This window comes from Leptospiraceae bacterium, assembly GCA_016708435.1.
GTDB lineage: Bacteria > Spirochaetota > Leptospiria > Leptospirales > Leptospiraceae > UBA2033.
Genome location: JADJFV010000001.1, coordinates 863831 through 878799 on the forward strand (window position 1 = coordinate 863831; position 14969 = coordinate 878799).

The following is a 14969-nucleotide window of genomic DNA, read 5'->3' on the forward strand; positions in this document are numbered from 1 at the left end:
GTCACCTAAGCTAAGCCTCTTAAAGCACTCTATACATCTCCCAAAATTTTTCATTTGGAATTACGCCATTTTCATCAGAAGAGTATTCGGGGATTATCCGCTTCAAAAAATACATATCTACATCGCCTTTATTTTTTGCTGGAATTTTTCCGCGGTATTCACAGATAAAAAAATTCTTAACTTGATCAAAGACTGATTGAGAGATATTAATCTCTCCTGCTGCACCACTCGATTCCAATCTACTCGCAGTGTTTACTGCATCTCCCCAGATATCATAGGCAAATTTTTTCTCGCCTATTACTCCAGCAATTACAGGTCCGCAGTGGATACCAATTCTTAGCTCCCAGGATTCAAAACCTAAAGAGTCTTGAAGTTCTTTTATTTCAGTCATTAAGTGCTTTAATTCCAATCCGGCAAGACAGGCATCAACAGGGTGAGTATTATTTTTAATAGGTAGTCCACCCGCGCACATATAACTGTCGCCTATCGTTTTTAGTTTTTCTAAATTATTTTTTTCTACAATCTTGTCAAATTGAGTAAAGCTTGCGTCTAACGTCTTTAACAATTCCTCTGGAGACATTCTCTCTGCAATTTTTGTAAATCCTTCAAAGTCAGTGAATAGTATTGTTACATTCTCATATAAGACCGGTTTCACAAAGCCTTCATCTTTTAATTCTTCTGCGACCTCGACAGGTAAAATATTGAGTAAAAGCTTTTCACTTCTATTTTTTTCTCTCTCTGAAATAATGATTAACTCTTTTAACTTTTCGTTTAACTCTATGTTAGCCGTTCCAATTCCTCTCACAGAATTAAATAGTCCAAACATCATAAAAAAGAAAACGAAAAAGGAAAATAGGTAAGTAAGAATACTTGGATTATTTCCGAAGTCCATTAAATTTACATAAGGGTATAAATGGAAATAAAGTCCGAGTAGTAATAATAAATAGAAAAGAAGGGAAGTTGTTAGTATAAAAATAGACTGAAATGTATCTGCTGAAAACAAAGTGCTAATCACTACCAAGGAAACTAAGATTGCGGAAAAAGTAGAATTACCGTTACCGGTCAAATATATAATCGTAAACGTAGATACTAAATCAGAAGTAGCTGGCAAATAGGGTAGTATTTTGTATTTCTGATAATTAAATACAAAGATAAATTCTGACAATAACCATACAGCGGCAAATACTGAATTTACCCAAAGTATGTTCTTAAAAAAATGCAGATCACTTGGAACAAAATACAATATAATTAAATATGCCGACAAGCGCGCAAGGTTTGGAGCAATTGCTTTCTTTTTATTTGCAACGGCTTGTTCTTTGTTTATTTGATCTTGGATTTCTTGCATATTCTTGTGACTGGTAAATATTTAAAGAATGGGAGATTAAATACAAGAAGAAATTTTTGGGGTGTGATTGAAAAACCTTTGGGAAAGGCGTTATTAATATTAATTGAAAGCGCAGCAGTTGCATAGTGTAGGTGACGCATATATGCGTCACCTAGATAACCATCGACTAATCCCGATTACCCCTTCTAAGGTAAGCTGGAATATCATAGTCTTCATTGTAATTGTAAGGAGCGTTCACGCGGTTTTGTGATTTGATAGAGCGTGTTGGCTCGATGTATTCATGTGGATCCGGCATGTTCACAACTTTTGGGCGAACCATTGGTTGTGGTTGTTGTTGCTGAACTTCTCGTTGGTCTTTCTGCGGCTGTGGTTGTTGTTGCTGATTGTTCACAGGATTTTGTTCACGTTTGAGAGACGTTAGTGTATGAGGAAGTCTTGCTCTAAAGCCAGTTGCAATTACAGTCACGCGAATTTTTTCGTTGAGTCCTTCTTCTTCGTTTAGACCGATGATGATATTTGCGTTCGTGTCTACTTGACCTGTGATGACTTGAGAAACTTCATTCCAATCATTGATTGTTAAATCATTTCCACCGGTTACGTTGATTAATAGAGAACTTGCACCTGCAATAGAAGTTTCTTCGAGTAACACGTTGTTAATCGCATGTTCGACTGCATCGGCTACTCTGTTTTCGCCTACACCTTCTCCCACTCCCATGATTGCATCGCCTGTATCTTTCATGATTGTCTTCACATCTGCAAAGTCAACGTTGATAATTCCAGGGTGATTGATAATGTCGCTTAATCCTTTAACTGCATTCAAGAGGATATCATCGATTACGCGGAAAGCAAAATCAATCGGTGCTTTTTTATCTACTACTTTGAAGATAGAGTCGTTCTTGATTGTGATGAGGGTATCCACGTTTTGGCGTAACAGGTTAAGACCGTTTTTAGCTAGGTCATTTCTACGTCGTCCTTCAAATCCGAATGGAAGAGTAACAACACCTACAACTAAACATTTTAGTTCTTTTGCAATCTCTGCAATTACAGGAGCTGCGCCTGTTCCTGTTCCTCCGCCCATTCCAGCGGTTACGAATACCATATCCGCACCTTTCAGAACTGAGGCTATTCGATCTTTGTCTTCTTGAGCCGCTTTATTTCCAACTTCAGGGTCACCACCTGCGCCCATTCCACGCGTAACTTTATTACCAAGTTGAACGCGGTTTTCAACGCTGGATTTGCTAAGAACCTGTTCATCCGTATTCATTACGATAAATTCAACTCCGCGGAAATTTGCATTCACCATGCGGCTAACAGCGTTCATACCACCGCCGCCAACTCCAACAACTTTAATTACTACGGGACTTGTTCTTTGTTCATCCATATACAGCATATTTTGCTCCATTTTTATTTTATAAATTAGTTTCCATCCAACGCCAAACTCTTTTCAAGGGACTTTCTTTGTCTCCCGTTGATGAGCTGCTCCATTTTTCGTTGGGTGCCTTACTTTCAATATCAATGCTTCTTACAACATATTTTATGAGGCCTACTGCGGTCGAATACTCAGGAGAAGCCACTCGTTCAGAGAGTCCTCCTAGACCTGCTGGTCTTGCGACGATTACGGATAATCCGAATATTTCTTCGGCAAGTAAATCAATTCCGGGAAGTAAACTTGTTCCACCGGTAAGAATTACTCCACCGGATAAGAATGATTTTTTCCCTGACTTATCTAACTCGTGATTGATGTGCTCTAAAATTTCTCGTGTTCTTGCTTCTACAATTCGAACTAAGTCTTGTCTTAAGACTTGTCTAGAAGGTCTTCCACTTACAGCAGGAACTTCAATTTTTTCAGTTGGCTCAACTGCTTCGTGTAGACAATGTCCGAATTTTTTCTTAATTACTTCTGCTGGTTCGAGTGGAGTTTTTAATCCAATGGAAATATCGCTAGTGATATTGTTTCCACCAAATGGAATTACTCCCGAATAGCAAACACCACCGTCTTGGAAGATTACAATGTCTGTTATCCCAGCACCTATATCAATGACCGCTGTGCCTAAATCTTTTTCTCCGCTTGTTAATACTGCTTCGGAGGAAGCAAAACTGGAAAGCACTTTGTCAATTTGACCAAGACCTGCACCTTCAATGCATTTGTCCAAGTTGTGAACTGTTGTTATACCAGCAGTAACCACATGAACTTCTGCTTCGAGTCTAACGCCTGTCATCCCCAAAGGCTCTTTGATATTAGTTTGATCGTCTACAGAAAATTCTTTGGATAATACATGTAATACCATTTGGTCGCTAGGAACTCTTGGTTGCGCTGCTTCAATCACGCGCCTAACGTCATCTTCGGTAACAATTCGTTCTCTGTTAGTGATTGCGACTACCGCTTTCGAATTATCAGCCTTGATTGTTTTACCGGTTATGTTTACGATTACTTGTGAAATTTCTTGTCCGGCCATAAGTTCGGCGAGGCTAATGGCTTCGTTGATTGATTTAGTTGTAGTCTCTATATTTATAATTGCGCCGTTTTTTATTCCTGAACACAGGGCGGTTCCTGTGCCAATGATTTCAATTTCATTTTCACTGATTGCTCTTCCTACTACAACTTTAATAAGAGAAGAACCCAGGTCTATTGCGGCTATACTGTTGTCTAATTCCTGCATATGATTCTAATGATAAACTGCGTCATCTCCCCTTAAATCTAATAATCTAACATTTGAAGCCTGATTCTCAAAGAAAGCTAGGCTTGCATATAACTTTCGTATTTGTATACTTTCGAGTTTATTTCCCATATTCACACGTATGCGTTGCGGATACTGCGTGTATATCGTAATCTCTCCGTCCTCATCCAATCGCACTTCTGCAATTCGATCTTTGAGTTGAGGATATGCCTCAAACAAATTCTCGACAGACTCGCAAAACTCTTTCAGCTTTTTGTTCACTTGTTGATTGTGTCCGAGATTAAATTCTCCACTTAAAACAACTAAGTTCGCATCTCTAATATCATCTATAGAAACAAGTCGATAATCATCGTCTATTTCGTATAGATTGTCATTCGAGTTCACGATAAATCTCGCTCCCCTTTCCACAATCGAAACCAAAAGTTGTTCTTTTGATCTCCGAGTAACGCTAGCCTTTTTAATTCTCGGGTGCTTCTCTAGCTTTTCTTCCAAGACTTTAAGACTGTAGTCCTCAAATGGAACCCCTGCCTGCACACCTAAAATCGCAACAATTTCTTCCTTGCTCAATTTTTGATGTCCAGTAATCACAAGCTTATTTACCGAAGAAGAAAGACCAGACTTACGATTAAACCCAAAATCGTATACAATCACTAGAAGAGAGGCTATGATAATAAATATTGCCCCTAACTTCATACGATTGTTTTTTATCTTCCATTGTCTCTCGTAATGCTCTTCATTCATAAAAAAAGCCTAAAACTACTCAAAAAAGTATATTTGTATACTAAATTATCGGATAGACATAATATTCTAGCACATTTTTATTTATGTCTACATGAATTTCGATGCTATATTACTGATTATTTTGGTGGTTTTCGGGTAATTTAGAGGAGAAATGGGAATATTTGAGATTTTACTTCTTTGCTAATGAGACTTTAATTATGAAAAATCAACTAAGATGATGCCTCAAAGTCGCAACTGATCAATATCCCAACCATCGCTGAATGCTGTCAGGTTAAGAACTAATTGTCGTGCAACGAATAATAGAATCATAGTTCAGACAGCAATTTTCTGTTTGTGTTTAGGCAACTGTTCAACTAGAGAATCGTCCGAATTCATTTGTTCTAGATGGCGATTTTTACGACCCGCAAAATAATCACTCAGTCTTTCTTCTACTTGCTGTGGTTGCCATACGGCAAATCGTTCTAATCCGCTACATTCTTTTTTGGTCGATTGTTTCACTGTGCCATCAGAATAAATAATCTTGAACTTATCAGGAGATAGTAAATCTTGCGTATAGCGGGGAGGTAGAACTTCAAACTCCTTTTCCAATGGAAGCTTACCAATCTTAGCCCAACGTCCATCCGTTACTGCATAATTACTCACAGAAATAATAAATAAAACTGGACTTGAAACAATTTTTGCTAAATCAATTTGCCCCTCTTTAGAACGAATATCATAAAACGCAAACGAAGTCCCTTGTAAGATTCTCCCATAACCGTAGAATCCTTTTTCAAGAGGAACTTTTATAATCGCTCCAATCGTTCTTTGTTGTTTGCTTGTTTTCATAGTCGCCTCTTAACGTTTTACAAGATGCAATAAAAAAAGTAAAATAGAAATTGTCCCAAAAAGCTTAATTGCGGCGGAGATATACAAATTTTTTTTCTTATTTCTAGGACTAATTCCGTTGATCTGATTCCCAGAAGAGCCGCCCTCTGATTTTGCATACCCATAATGCTCAATTAACATCTGCTCTCTTCCTCGAATTGCGTCCTTATCATCCGAAAATTCATCTAAGATAGCAGGTCCGAAATTATCCTCGTTCTTATGATGACTACTATCTCTTCTTTCTAAGACTTTACCCAAACCTTCAGAAGAACCATCCCAATTGCCGCTTGCCATTCCGCTATAAACTTCATCGACCTCATTATTTTTTTTGATATAAGTTAGATATATTTTCTTGAGCATGATATTTATTTCGGAAATTTCAATACTTCTCAAATGCTTACTATTTATCAAGTAGAAAATGTGTGTGCATCAATGTCTGAACTGTGATTTTTGGGATTTATGTGATTATTATGATTTCGATATTGGAAAATTTTTCTGAATACAAATGATAACTTAGACAGCAATCTTCTGTTTATGTTTCGGCAAATGCTCAATGTGAAAATCATCCGATCATTTCGCTAATTTCTTTAAAGTCTTAGAATGCTTATTGTTTATTTTCTTCAAAGACTCTTTCACTCGCTTTGCGGATTTCTCTAAACCAATAGGGGCTATTATTAATTTGCTCCCATCTGTCGTAATTTCTAAAGCTGTCTCAAAGTTTATCTTTAATAATTCCAAGATAGGCTTATCAATAATCAACGCCGCACTATTTCCATGCTGGACTAATTTTTTTGTCATAGTAGATACATTGTATATACGGTGGAATTTTTTGGCAAGTAGGAATCTATTGTCTGGATCAGGATTAACGGATTTTAGGATTAGCAGGATTTCGATATTGGAGAAATTTTTCTGAATGCAAATCATAGTCCATCATGAAAATCATATGAATCATTGTTCAGACAGTGTGATGGGAAGCAGTTCTTGTTTATCTAAAAGTCGGTCACTGAACTTGTCGAATGTGCCGCTTATTCAAAAATATTTTTCTGCTCTATACCCAACAAATAAATAAAGACTCACTTAAATTATTTCAATGCGTTTCCATTATGCTCTTTAGATATTTAGGATTAGTCCGTTCGGATACTCCCATTATACCTGCAACAATCAAATTCAACAAGGTTTCATATTCATGAATCATTTTTTTCTTTTTAGAAAGTAATATCTTTTCTGTGATTTCAGGAGAGACCCAGTCGCATACTAGCTGTAATCCGTCTCTTAAAAATTCATCTGGTATTTTATCGAGATGATCTTCTACATTAATAATGCCTTTTCTCCAAACCATTTCCGAGCACTGATATAGAAACTCGATAAATGCTTTCTTGTCTACAGCTAAACTAGAAAGCTTTTTCGAAGCTTCTATGATTTCTTTGGAATTATCTTTTCTTGCGTTAAATTCTTTTACCATCTTATTAAAAATTCGTTCTCGCTCTTTTTTGTTTTAAGATAAATATCCGGTGTTTTTTCTTTAGCTCATTTAACTTTGGAAGAGAAAGAGTTTTATCCAATTGAATGTCGCCCGCTTTACTGAGTAGATTTAAAATCTTATTTACTCTTGCGATGCTCTCTCTGTAATATTTCTTTCCATAATCAGAGGGGAAATAACGCGTGTTAATTGTTAATTTAGAAAGAAAGGAATTCATTTCCGATTTCGGGATATTTTGTAAAATCCTACTCTTTTCAAACGGATTCCATAATAGAATATGAAATTGTAATGTTTCCTTCTCAATCAACGGCAAACAATCTGTAATCTCTAAATTGCTAAGCGTCCCAGGAAATAAAAGACCGGAATGCGGAATGTCTTTATAAAACTCAAATTTTTCTAACGCATAATTTACAGTTGCCCTTACTGATTCATCTTCATGGTCTATGAATTTCAATATTTCTTTTAGGGGTAATTTCCCTTTCAGTTGAGTTAAGTCACGAATAATTTTTTTGATTTTTTCTGTATCCCCTTTTTCAACTATGCGCAAATCGCGCATTAGCTTCTCTTTTGTCATCTCAACTTGTTTTAGTTTCATTCTTGGATTCCTTTTTTGTGGGATAGGATGATTTATCTTCTCGCAACTTCTTTGAATGTATGGGTTTTCTTTTATTTGTAAAGTAGAAAATGGTCGCTTCGATACACGGCTTATTTGTTTACGAGAGCTTTTGCCGTATACACGCACTCAGCGACCGAACTTTTTAGTAATCTAGTTACAGAAAGATCGGTCACTGAGTGATTGCGAATTCTCGCGAAGATTTCTTTGTTGTCATTTAAAGCCCGCAATCGTATCGAACGTGACACTATAGGCAAAAGCTCTCTTACCTTTTTTCGATAGACTCATTTTGAATGCAAAGCAAAACTAGAACGCCGTACTTTTACTTTCAATGATTTCTTCTGCAATGAAACGAAGTAAAAGGGTTTCCTTTATCAGTCTTGTATTTGAGTAATACGGTACATAAATATCGCCAGGGTCAGGAATTGCATGTGGATTTTCTTCATTGAAATGACTTATTGCACAGCGTGTAAAATAAATTCTTAACGTAAGGGCTTCAAAAATTTTCACAGGATCGGGAAACGAAAAATCTATTCCCACTCCCTTAACTCCTGATTTATCAAATTCTAACTCTTTTAAATAATAATCCTTTAGGTCTATGCGACATTTATCCAATTTATCTTTTAGTCTTTGTATAAAAGATACAGAAATATTAGATAATACTTTAAATAAATATTTTTGTCACCACCAACGGGATTTCCACTACTTATTGGATGGAATAGAAATGCATAATTAGAAGAATTGCGGAAAGTCGTAAAACAATATTCAATAATTTTATAGTAAGACATATAACGTGCGACCTCGTCATCTGAGTCCATCGCATAAAGGTAATAATGTATTAGTTTGGTGGGTTTACAAATTTTAGTAGGAAGCGTAGTATTTTCAAAAGAGATTTTATTTCGGTTTACTCCTAACCATTTTTCCTGAAATCCATCATCAACTAAGAATTCTTCTAAATTTCTATAAATTCTAGTTACATGATTATTTTGAAAATAATATTTAGAATAAAGGAAAGCATTAGCTATAGATTCAAGCTCATCCCTATCTCTATTTTTGGTATTACTCTCAATTCTAATAACACTGAAATCTTTTAACAATTTCCTTAATAGTTTTAAAAAATTCTTTTCACTGTAAAAATCGCTCTTGCTAAAAGTAGCTAAAAGATTTTTTAGTTGGTCTTCATATAATGCAAAGTTTTTTTCAAGTTGACTAATCAGATGAATCATAAATTCATCTGATGGCAATCCTAAAATATAATTTATTTCATTAATAGAATCAGGTATTTTTATAGGATTTGCAGAAATTTTTAGAGATTCAGATTCGTCAGAAATACCCACGATTGCTTCGTAATATTTTCCGTTATATAATTCACACTCTTCTACTGTAATGTATCGATTTCTATTGAACTGATCTAAACTTTGCTGAATTATTTCATTTTTAATTTTACAAAACTCCCTAGTTTCGTTGTCCATAGTAAAGGAAATGATTGCTTCATTCAGGATAGTATTTTCATCAATAGTAAAATTAAATATCTTTTTAAAGAACTATAAAACTCGTTATATGTAGTCATTGACATTCTTCTTCTCCAAACTCATTTTATTACATTCGTCCAATAAGACAAAAATCTTTTTACTTCGCCGATGGCAGATTCAGCCATTTCTTGCGTGAATAAGGTTCCCGGATGACAGCTCTTATTCCTCTTATCAGCGATAACTTCTAATCTTTTTAAAAATGAATCCTCATTGTAAATCAAGCTAGAGTTATAAGTTGAATCTAGGAAATTTTTAAAATCCGTTAAGCTAGGATTACTATTTGCGGCTAATCTTAATTGGTCTTTTATTCTACCTAAAGTTTGAAGCTTATCTGAAAGTGGGGCTTGATTACCAGTGGTGGTTTCATAAAGAGTAAAGAATTTTTCCCTCAATTCATTTTCTATTGCTCTGGAGAATTGGACAAGCGCCGGCGCATAATCATATTTATCTGTTTGCTTATTCAAAGTCTCCAATAAAAATGTTCCGGAGACAAGATAATCATTGCTGATAGAGTGAAGTTTACCAGAATCAAAGAGCCAACTTTTACTTGACCTTCGTAGAATTTCTTATCTGGAACGACTATTTTATCATTAGCCTCACTAATCTTCTGAATCCTCTCGTCGTCTGATAGATTCTTATCAGTTTTAAGATTCAGGATTGTTTTGATTAAAGATTCAAGATCAATAGAAGAAATGCCGGTTATTTTACTTCCAATACTTGCCGAGTCGTTCATTATCAAATTTCCACTAACGTTAACATTTACTCCGCCCTTATTTTTATCTTCCATGCTTTGCACTCCATTCATTAATTTATTTAAGTCTATTACGATTCCACTGCTTTGGCATTGCAAGGAAGATTTTCCATCTTTCTTTAATTTTTCAATCAATCTTTGATTGAAATAATAAGGTTTATCCTCTACCAGATTGAATTTTTTTGAACATTCATCGCAATTACACGCAATTTCATGATAAAAGAAATTCTTTGAATCAGATTTTAAAATTTCCTTAATTATATCCCTAAACTTTTGATTGATAGAATTATAAAAGTTTTCATCGTGCGAACTCATTCTCACATAAATAGTTCCAGACTCCTGCTCTTGTTCGATTAAGACGAAAGTATTATTCTCCTTGATAAGTAAACCGAATCGCCATACGATATCCTTATAAATTTTAGAATGCATTTGAACGATAAATTTATGAATGATTCTAGTAAGAGCAAAATCGAAATTATATCTACAAATAAATTTCGTATCAGGCAAATAGGCCTCCCTCAATTTTTCGTTAGGTAATAGATGTGGTGTAACGTAATTATGCGTATTTTGTATTTTATAGAATAAATCGAAATTGGGATGTTCTACTAGGCTGATAAAATCAATGGTTATAGATTTATCTTTTCCAAGAATTTCAAAGATTTCTTCTCTAGAGATTTTACCCTTATTTTTATTAATCATTTCACTAGAAAATACAAGATTAATTTTTTCTGTAATCCAATTCAAATCTAGTAGAATAACACTGCCTAGCCCATCATCAATATGATATACTATTCCTGATTCATGGAAATAGTTAAGAAGCGAAAGAATAGATTCACTATCAGTAATTCCCGAATCAATGCAAATGGAATCAAACTCTTTCTTATCCATTGTTTTTTCTTTCTTGGAAAGTAGTTTTGATTTTACCTTTTGCCAATGCTTAGGTAAAATCTTTTGCATTCTTTCAAATAAAGTTGAATCTTTTTGCACAATAGAAATTATTCTTTGCTTTAATTCTTCTATATTCGTTCCTTTCAATGCGCTGACATGGATAGATGAATTAATTTGTTTGTATTTTTCTTGGAGTGCCTTGATGGGAATATTTTTAGTATCTACGTCTGATTTATTGACTACAAGCAGTATTGGAGAATTAGGAGCTAAGGAGTTAATCATAGGTAACCAATAATTGACATCGTCAAATCTATCCTGGCTTACCGTGTCTGTCACTAGAAGATATATTGTATTAGGCGTAAAGAAAAGTTGATGGTTGTATACATATTTTTCTTGACCTCCAAAATCCCAGAGATTTATTTTAAGATCATCTTCAAACCTATACACACTTCCTCGATTTAATATTTCTTTTTTCAATATCCAAGAATGTATATCTACTACTGTTCGTTCTGGATGTTCTTCTTTGCCATTCGAAGTTTCTTTATTTAATAGCACATTGGCTAATACTGTTTTACCGACTAATCCATGACCTACTAAAATTAATTTTAATTCATATAGCTTTTGTTCCTTCTCTCGCCTATCGCTATAGTATTTCAAAACAGCGCTTTTAAGTTTAGTCGAATTGCGTTTAGCTTCATGAATCATTTTTTTGAAGACAGAATTGAAAGGGTTGTTACTAATATCAATAAATCTTTTTCTACCACTGACCCTATAAAAATCCAAGTCTAGTTTTGCTAGACTTTCAGGAATGATTTGGAACTTGCAGGATGATAACCGCAACCATGTTAGTTCTTGCAGTTCTGTAATCGAATCAGGTAAGTCGTAAATATTTGTGTCATCAAAATATATCCTAATTAGCTTTGATAATTTCGCTATATTATTGTTTATTCGAGATAGGGAAGTATTAGAAAAATCTAATACTTCCAATTTCCGCAATCTATATATACAATCAGGTAAATCGCCTTCTAAATTCCTATTTCCGCTAAAATCTAACTCTTCTAAATTTTCGAGTTTACTGATAGAATCAGGCAGTATATTAATTTGTGTGTTCCTTACACTGAGCTTTGTTAATTGCTTAAAATTATTAAATGAATTTGGCAATGCAATAAGGTTGCTTCCTGATAATTCTAAAGTATAGAGTTTTTTCAAATTTCCTAATTGTTCTGATAACTTTATTAATTTTTGACAACTGATTGTAAGGTCAGTAATTTTATAAAGATTCCATAAGGAGTCCGGAAAACTTTCTAAGCTGTCAGAAGAAATAGAAAGTTCGGTAAGATTCTTTAGATTTCCAAAACTATCTGGTAGCGTTTTTATTTCATTACTGCTAAACTTGAATTCTTTTAAGTTTTTTTAAGTTTAGCAAAGGAGTCAGGTAATGCCTGTAAACTGCTAACAGAAAGATCAAGTTCCGTAATATCTTTTAAATTCCCAATATTATCTGGTAATTCTTTTATCTCATCACTATTTAGTCTGAATTCCTTTAGACTTTTAAGATTATCAAATGATTTAGGTAACGCTTGTAAACTACTAAGAGAAAGATCAAGTTCCGTAATGCCTTTCAGATTTCCAATGTTATCTGGGAGTTTTTTTATTTTATCACTATCCAATCTGAATTTCTGTAAGTTTTTAAGTTTAACAAATGTTCCGGGTAATGATTGTAAACTGCTAAGAGAAAGATCAAGCTCAGTGATCTCTTTTAAATTTCCAATGCTATTAGGTAGTTCATCCATTTTATCACTATTTAGCTTGAATTTCTTTAGCTTTTTAAGTTCACCAAATGAATCAGGTAATTTGTGTAAACTGTTAAGTGATAGATCAAGCTCAACAAGGTTTTTTTGATTGCCAATACTTTCTGGCAAAACTTTTATTTTATCGCTATTTAGTCTTAAGCTTTGTAATTTATTAAGTTTACCAAAGGTGTCGGGTAATTTCTGTAATCCACTAATATAAAGATCAAGCTCCACAAGGTTCTTTAGATTACCAATACTTTTGGGAATAAATTTTATTACATCAATTGAAATGGATTCTTTAGCAATCCAAAACGAGTCAAGGTTAATTTCAAGCTTTTTAAGATTTTCCAGATTCCCTATTTCGGTCGGAATAAATTTTATTTCCTCTGAACCTTTTACTATTAGAATTTTTAGTTTACTTAATGTAAAGATTGATAAAGGTAAAATTTTAATACTATCAAATGTTAATTCAAGATATTCTAAACTCTTGAAATTATTGAAGCCGTCAGGTATTTCAATAACCTTGTTCATATTTAAACACAATCGCTCTAGATGCTTTAATTTAAAAATTATAGGAGATACAGATTTCTTGAAATTAAGTTTTAACTCAATTACATTTTTAGAGGCATTTAAATAATAGGAAGATATATTTGGGTCAAGCAAATCGTTTGTAAATTGTTTATCCGTTTCGACGACTTTTCCATCCCCAGATTTGTTGAGTTCATTGATTATTTCTAAATCAGTCATATGCTATAAATTGCTTAACACATTAATCATTATGTCTATAGGTTTTGAAGGCTAATCAAAATAAACGAACGTGATCTACTATGGGTAGCTTTCATACAAGGGTTCTTCTTCCGTTAAACAAATTAGAAGTTTGTATATTGTTATATGAGGAGATTTGATATCTTCCGTATTAAATTTAGTAATATCATCTAGGAATTTTTTAATACTTTCACTTGTGTGATATTCTGGCTTTAAATTTCGCACAAAGCAAGTAGAGTCTGGAATTTCATTATTTTTTTTAGGATAGACAACATTTTCTTCTTTGCTTAAATCTTTAAGCTTGTTGTAAAAATATTGATAATCTTTGGGATCAGTTTCTGTAAAAGTAAAAGCAATCACTGCATTCTCTTTAATATTCATAGTAAGTCTGATTTAATAGACAATTAAGAAATTGCAAGTTTTTTTATCTTCGCTCCATTTTTGTTTGAAATAATTCTCAATGAATAGAAATCATTAATAGTATATATGTAACCCCCATTACCCCACAACGAAATTAAAATTCACAAACGTAAATCCATCTGACTTCTTAACAGTTACTCCATTGTCATTTTGATAGAAAGGCGATGCGATTATTTTTTGTTCTAACTCTTCCGGGCTAATATGCGTTATGTCCTCGTCTGCGAAGATGAGACTTTCAGCTGTTACTCCTTCCCAATACCACCCTTCATGTAAGGCATCGATATTTTCGAACTTGGTTACACTTCGAAATTTAATAGTAGTATCTTCCTCTACTGGAACATTCTTAAATTTATCTATCATGGTTACACCTTATTATCCTTCGTGGACTTCGCGCACTTTGTGGTAAGAAAAATTATTTAACGACTTTTTTCTTTGCAGTAGCTCGTTTTTGTTTTCGGAAGTCAGTCGCTTCTTTATGAATCTCTTTTACGGTTTTATCTTTCCAATGATTTTGTTTCCATTCAGTATAATCGAATGGCTCTCTTTGAATAAGAGCAACAAACCGCTCTGCTTCTACTATGCCCAGATTTTTTACCAAGAGTTTCATTCCCTGAGATTTAATTTCTGTATCGGTTATCATATCTTATCCTCCAAAATTCGAATATAATCCACAGGATTCATTACATGAATCTGATTTAAAGTAACTGCCTTTTTTATTAGTTTATAATCCGTTGTAATAAAGTAATCACACTTTGCTGAAATTGCACAAGCAATATGCAAAGCATCGTCAGCTTTTATGCCTTTTTTTTCTAATGCCTCCGCTTGCTTTAAGATAGATTCAGAAGGTTCAACATCAATGAATGCAAGGTCTATCCAACTTTCTATTGTCTCACGTCTCTCTTTATAGGGATTGTCTTCATTTTCGAATTCCAATATATACGACCAAGCCAATTTCAATCGACCTTCTTTTACCTCATGCTGAATAAAAAGCTTTGCCTCTGCTTCCAGTTTAATTTTTATATAAGTTTGGTCATCATAAGGGCGATTAAAAGAACACATATCAAGATATATTTTCATTGGTCTTATTCCTCGCAGCTTA

The 14969-nt window shown here is 34.0% G+C and carries 18 protein-coding genes; all 18 read right to left on the minus strand.

The genetic code is table 11. The annotated features are described in order from the left end of the window. Window positions 1-19: 19 nt before the first annotated feature. A complete protein-coding gene (locus tag IPH52_04155; protein MBK7054235.1) occupies window positions 20-1345 on the minus strand; it encodes an adenylate/guanylate cyclase domain-containing protein in 1326 nt (441 codons plus the stop codon). A gap of 166 nt (window positions 1346-1511) precedes the next feature. Then, window positions 1512-2735, minus strand: a complete 1224-nt coding sequence (gene ftsZ, locus IPH52_04160; protein ID MBK7054236.1) for a cell division protein FtsZ — start codon at window positions 2733-2735, stop codon at window positions 1512-1514. Between the two features lie 19 nt (window positions 2736-2754). Beyond that, a complete protein-coding gene (ftsA, locus tag IPH52_04165; protein MBK7054237.1) occupies window positions 2755-4005 on the minus strand; it encodes a cell division protein FtsA in 1251 nt (416 codons plus the stop codon). 6 nt (window positions 4006-4011) lie between these two features. After that, window positions 4012-4764 (minus strand): FtsQ-type POTRA domain-containing protein, encoded by a 753-nt coding sequence (locus IPH52_04170; protein MBK7054238.1) that lies wholly within the window; start codon window positions 4762-4764, stop codon window positions 4012-4014. Window positions 4765-5076: 312 nt separating this feature from the next. Further along, window positions 5077-5589, minus strand: a complete 513-nt coding sequence (locus IPH52_04175) for an immunity 26/phosphotriesterase HocA family protein (GenBank protein ID MBK7054239.1) — start codon at window positions 5587-5589, stop codon at window positions 5077-5079. A 9-nt stretch (window positions 5590-5598) separates the two neighbouring features. Next, window positions 5599-5988: a hypothetical protein gene (locus IPH52_04180; GenBank protein MBK7054240.1), complete on the minus strand. Its 390-nt coding sequence runs from the start codon at window positions 5986-5988 to the stop codon at window positions 5599-5601. A gap of 210 nt (window positions 5989-6198) precedes the next feature. Further along, complete coding sequence (locus IPH52_04185; GenBank protein MBK7054241.1) at window positions 6199-6426, minus strand: AbrB/MazE/SpoVT family DNA-binding domain-containing protein; 228 nt, start codon at window positions 6424-6426, stop codon at window positions 6199-6201. A 289-nt stretch (window positions 6427-6715) separates the two neighbouring features. Beyond that, window positions 6716-7090 carry a hypothetical protein gene (locus tag IPH52_04190; protein ID MBK7054242.1) on the minus strand — a complete coding sequence of 125 codons (375 nt, stop codon included), beginning with the start codon at window positions 7088-7090 and terminating at the stop codon, window positions 6716-6718. Window positions 7091-7094: 4 nt separating this feature from the next. Continuing rightward, window positions 7095-7703 (minus strand): hypothetical protein, encoded by a 609-nt coding sequence (locus IPH52_04195; protein MBK7054243.1) that lies wholly within the window; start codon window positions 7701-7703, stop codon window positions 7095-7097. 324 nt (window positions 7704-8027) lie between these two features. Then, window positions 8028-8261: a hypothetical protein gene (locus IPH52_04200; GenBank protein ID MBK7054244.1), complete on the minus strand. Its 234-nt coding sequence runs from the start codon at window positions 8259-8261 to the stop codon at window positions 8028-8030. 83 nt (window positions 8262-8344) lie between these two features. Further along, window positions 8345-9193, minus strand: a complete 849-nt coding sequence (locus tag IPH52_04205) for a hypothetical protein (protein ID MBK7054245.1) — start codon at window positions 9191-9193, stop codon at window positions 8345-8347. Window positions 9194-9312: 119 nt separating this feature from the next. Beyond that, window positions 9313-9717: a hypothetical protein gene (locus IPH52_04210; protein ID MBK7054246.1), complete on the minus strand. Its 405-nt coding sequence runs from the start codon at window positions 9715-9717 to the stop codon at window positions 9313-9315. Continuing rightward, complete coding sequence (locus tag IPH52_04215) at window positions 9714-12101, minus strand: GTP-binding protein (GenBank protein MBK7054247.1); 2388 nt, start codon at window positions 12099-12101, stop codon at window positions 9714-9716. The genes IPH52_04210 and IPH52_04215 overlap by 4 nt, the downstream gene beginning before the upstream one ends. Before the next feature lie 194 nt (window positions 12102-12295). Then, entirely contained in the window at window positions 12296-13432 is a 1137-nt protein-coding gene (locus IPH52_04220) for a hypothetical protein (GenBank protein MBK7054248.1), read from the minus strand. A gap of 78 nt (window positions 13433-13510) precedes the next feature. After that, entirely contained in the window at window positions 13511-13831 is a 321-nt protein-coding gene (locus IPH52_04225; protein ID MBK7054249.1) for a hypothetical protein, read from the minus strand. A gap of 117 nt (window positions 13832-13948) precedes the next feature. Next, the gene (locus tag IPH52_04230) at window positions 13949-14227 is read right to left on the minus strand and encodes a hypothetical protein (GenBank protein ID MBK7054250.1); all 279 of its coding nucleotides are present in this window, start codon (window positions 14225-14227) and stop codon (window positions 13949-13951) included. A gap of 55 nt (window positions 14228-14282) precedes the next feature. Beyond that, window positions 14283-14510, minus strand: coding sequence for a hypothetical protein (locus IPH52_04235; GenBank protein MBK7054251.1), 228 nt, complete (start codon window positions 14508-14510; stop codon window positions 14283-14285). Next, window positions 14507-14947, minus strand: a complete 441-nt coding sequence (locus IPH52_04240; GenBank protein MBK7054252.1) for a PIN domain-containing protein — start codon at window positions 14945-14947, stop codon at window positions 14507-14509. The genes IPH52_04235 and IPH52_04240 overlap by 4 nt, the downstream gene beginning before the upstream one ends. Window positions 14948-14969 lie beyond the last annotated feature (22 nt).

Excerpts from the sequence above, each read along its gene's own strand:
- IPH52_04195 (MBK7054243.1), bottom strand. The coding sequence starts at position 7,703 with ATGAAACTAAAACAAGTTGAGATGACAAAAGAGAAGCTAATGCGCGAT.
- IPH52_04170 (MBK7054238.1), bottom strand. The coding sequence starts at position 4,764 with ATGAATGAAGAGCATTACGAGAGACAATGGAAGATAAAAAACAATCGT.
- IPH52_04185 (MBK7054241.1), bottom strand. The coding sequence starts at position 6,426 with ATGACAAAAAAATTAGTCCAGCATGGAAATAGTGCGGCGTTGATTATT.
- IPH52_04205 (MBK7054245.1), bottom strand. The coding sequence starts at position 9,193 with ATGGACAACGAAACTAGGGAGTTTTGTAAAATTAAAAATGAAATAATT.
- IPH52_04225 (MBK7054249.1), bottom strand. The coding sequence starts at position 13,831 with ATGAATATTAAAGAGAATGCAGTGATTGCTTTTACTTTTACAGAAACT.
- ftsA (MBK7054237.1), bottom strand. The coding sequence starts at position 4,005 with ATGCAGGAATTAGACAACAGTATAGCCGCAATAGACCTGGGTTCTTCT.
- ftsZ (MBK7054236.1), bottom strand. The coding sequence starts at position 2,735 with ATGCTGTATATGGATGAACAAAGAACAAGTCCCGTAGTAATTAAAGTT.
- IPH52_04190 (MBK7054242.1), bottom strand. The coding sequence starts at position 7,090 with ATGGTAAAAGAATTTAACGCAAGAAAAGATAATTCCAAAGAAATCATA.
- IPH52_04220 (MBK7054248.1), bottom strand. The coding sequence starts at position 13,432 with ATGACTGATTTAGAAATAATCAATGAACTCAACAAATCTGGGGATGGA.
- IPH52_04155 (MBK7054235.1), bottom strand. The coding sequence starts at position 1,345 with ATGCAAGAAATCCAAGATCAAATAAACAAAGAACAAGCCGTTGCAAAT.
- IPH52_04240 (MBK7054252.1), bottom strand. The coding sequence starts at position 14,947 with ATGAAAATATATCTTGATATGTGTTCTTTTAATCGCCCTTATGATGAC.
- IPH52_04175 (MBK7054239.1), bottom strand. The coding sequence starts at position 5,589 with ATGAAAACAAGCAAACAACAAAGAACGATTGGAGCGATTATAAAAGTT.
- IPH52_04180 (MBK7054240.1), bottom strand. The coding sequence starts at position 5,988 with ATGCTCAAGAAAATATATCTAACTTATATCAAAAAAAATAATGAGGTC.
- IPH52_04235 (MBK7054251.1), bottom strand. The coding sequence starts at position 14,510 with ATGATAACCGATACAGAAATTAAATCTCAGGGAATGAAACTCTTGGTA.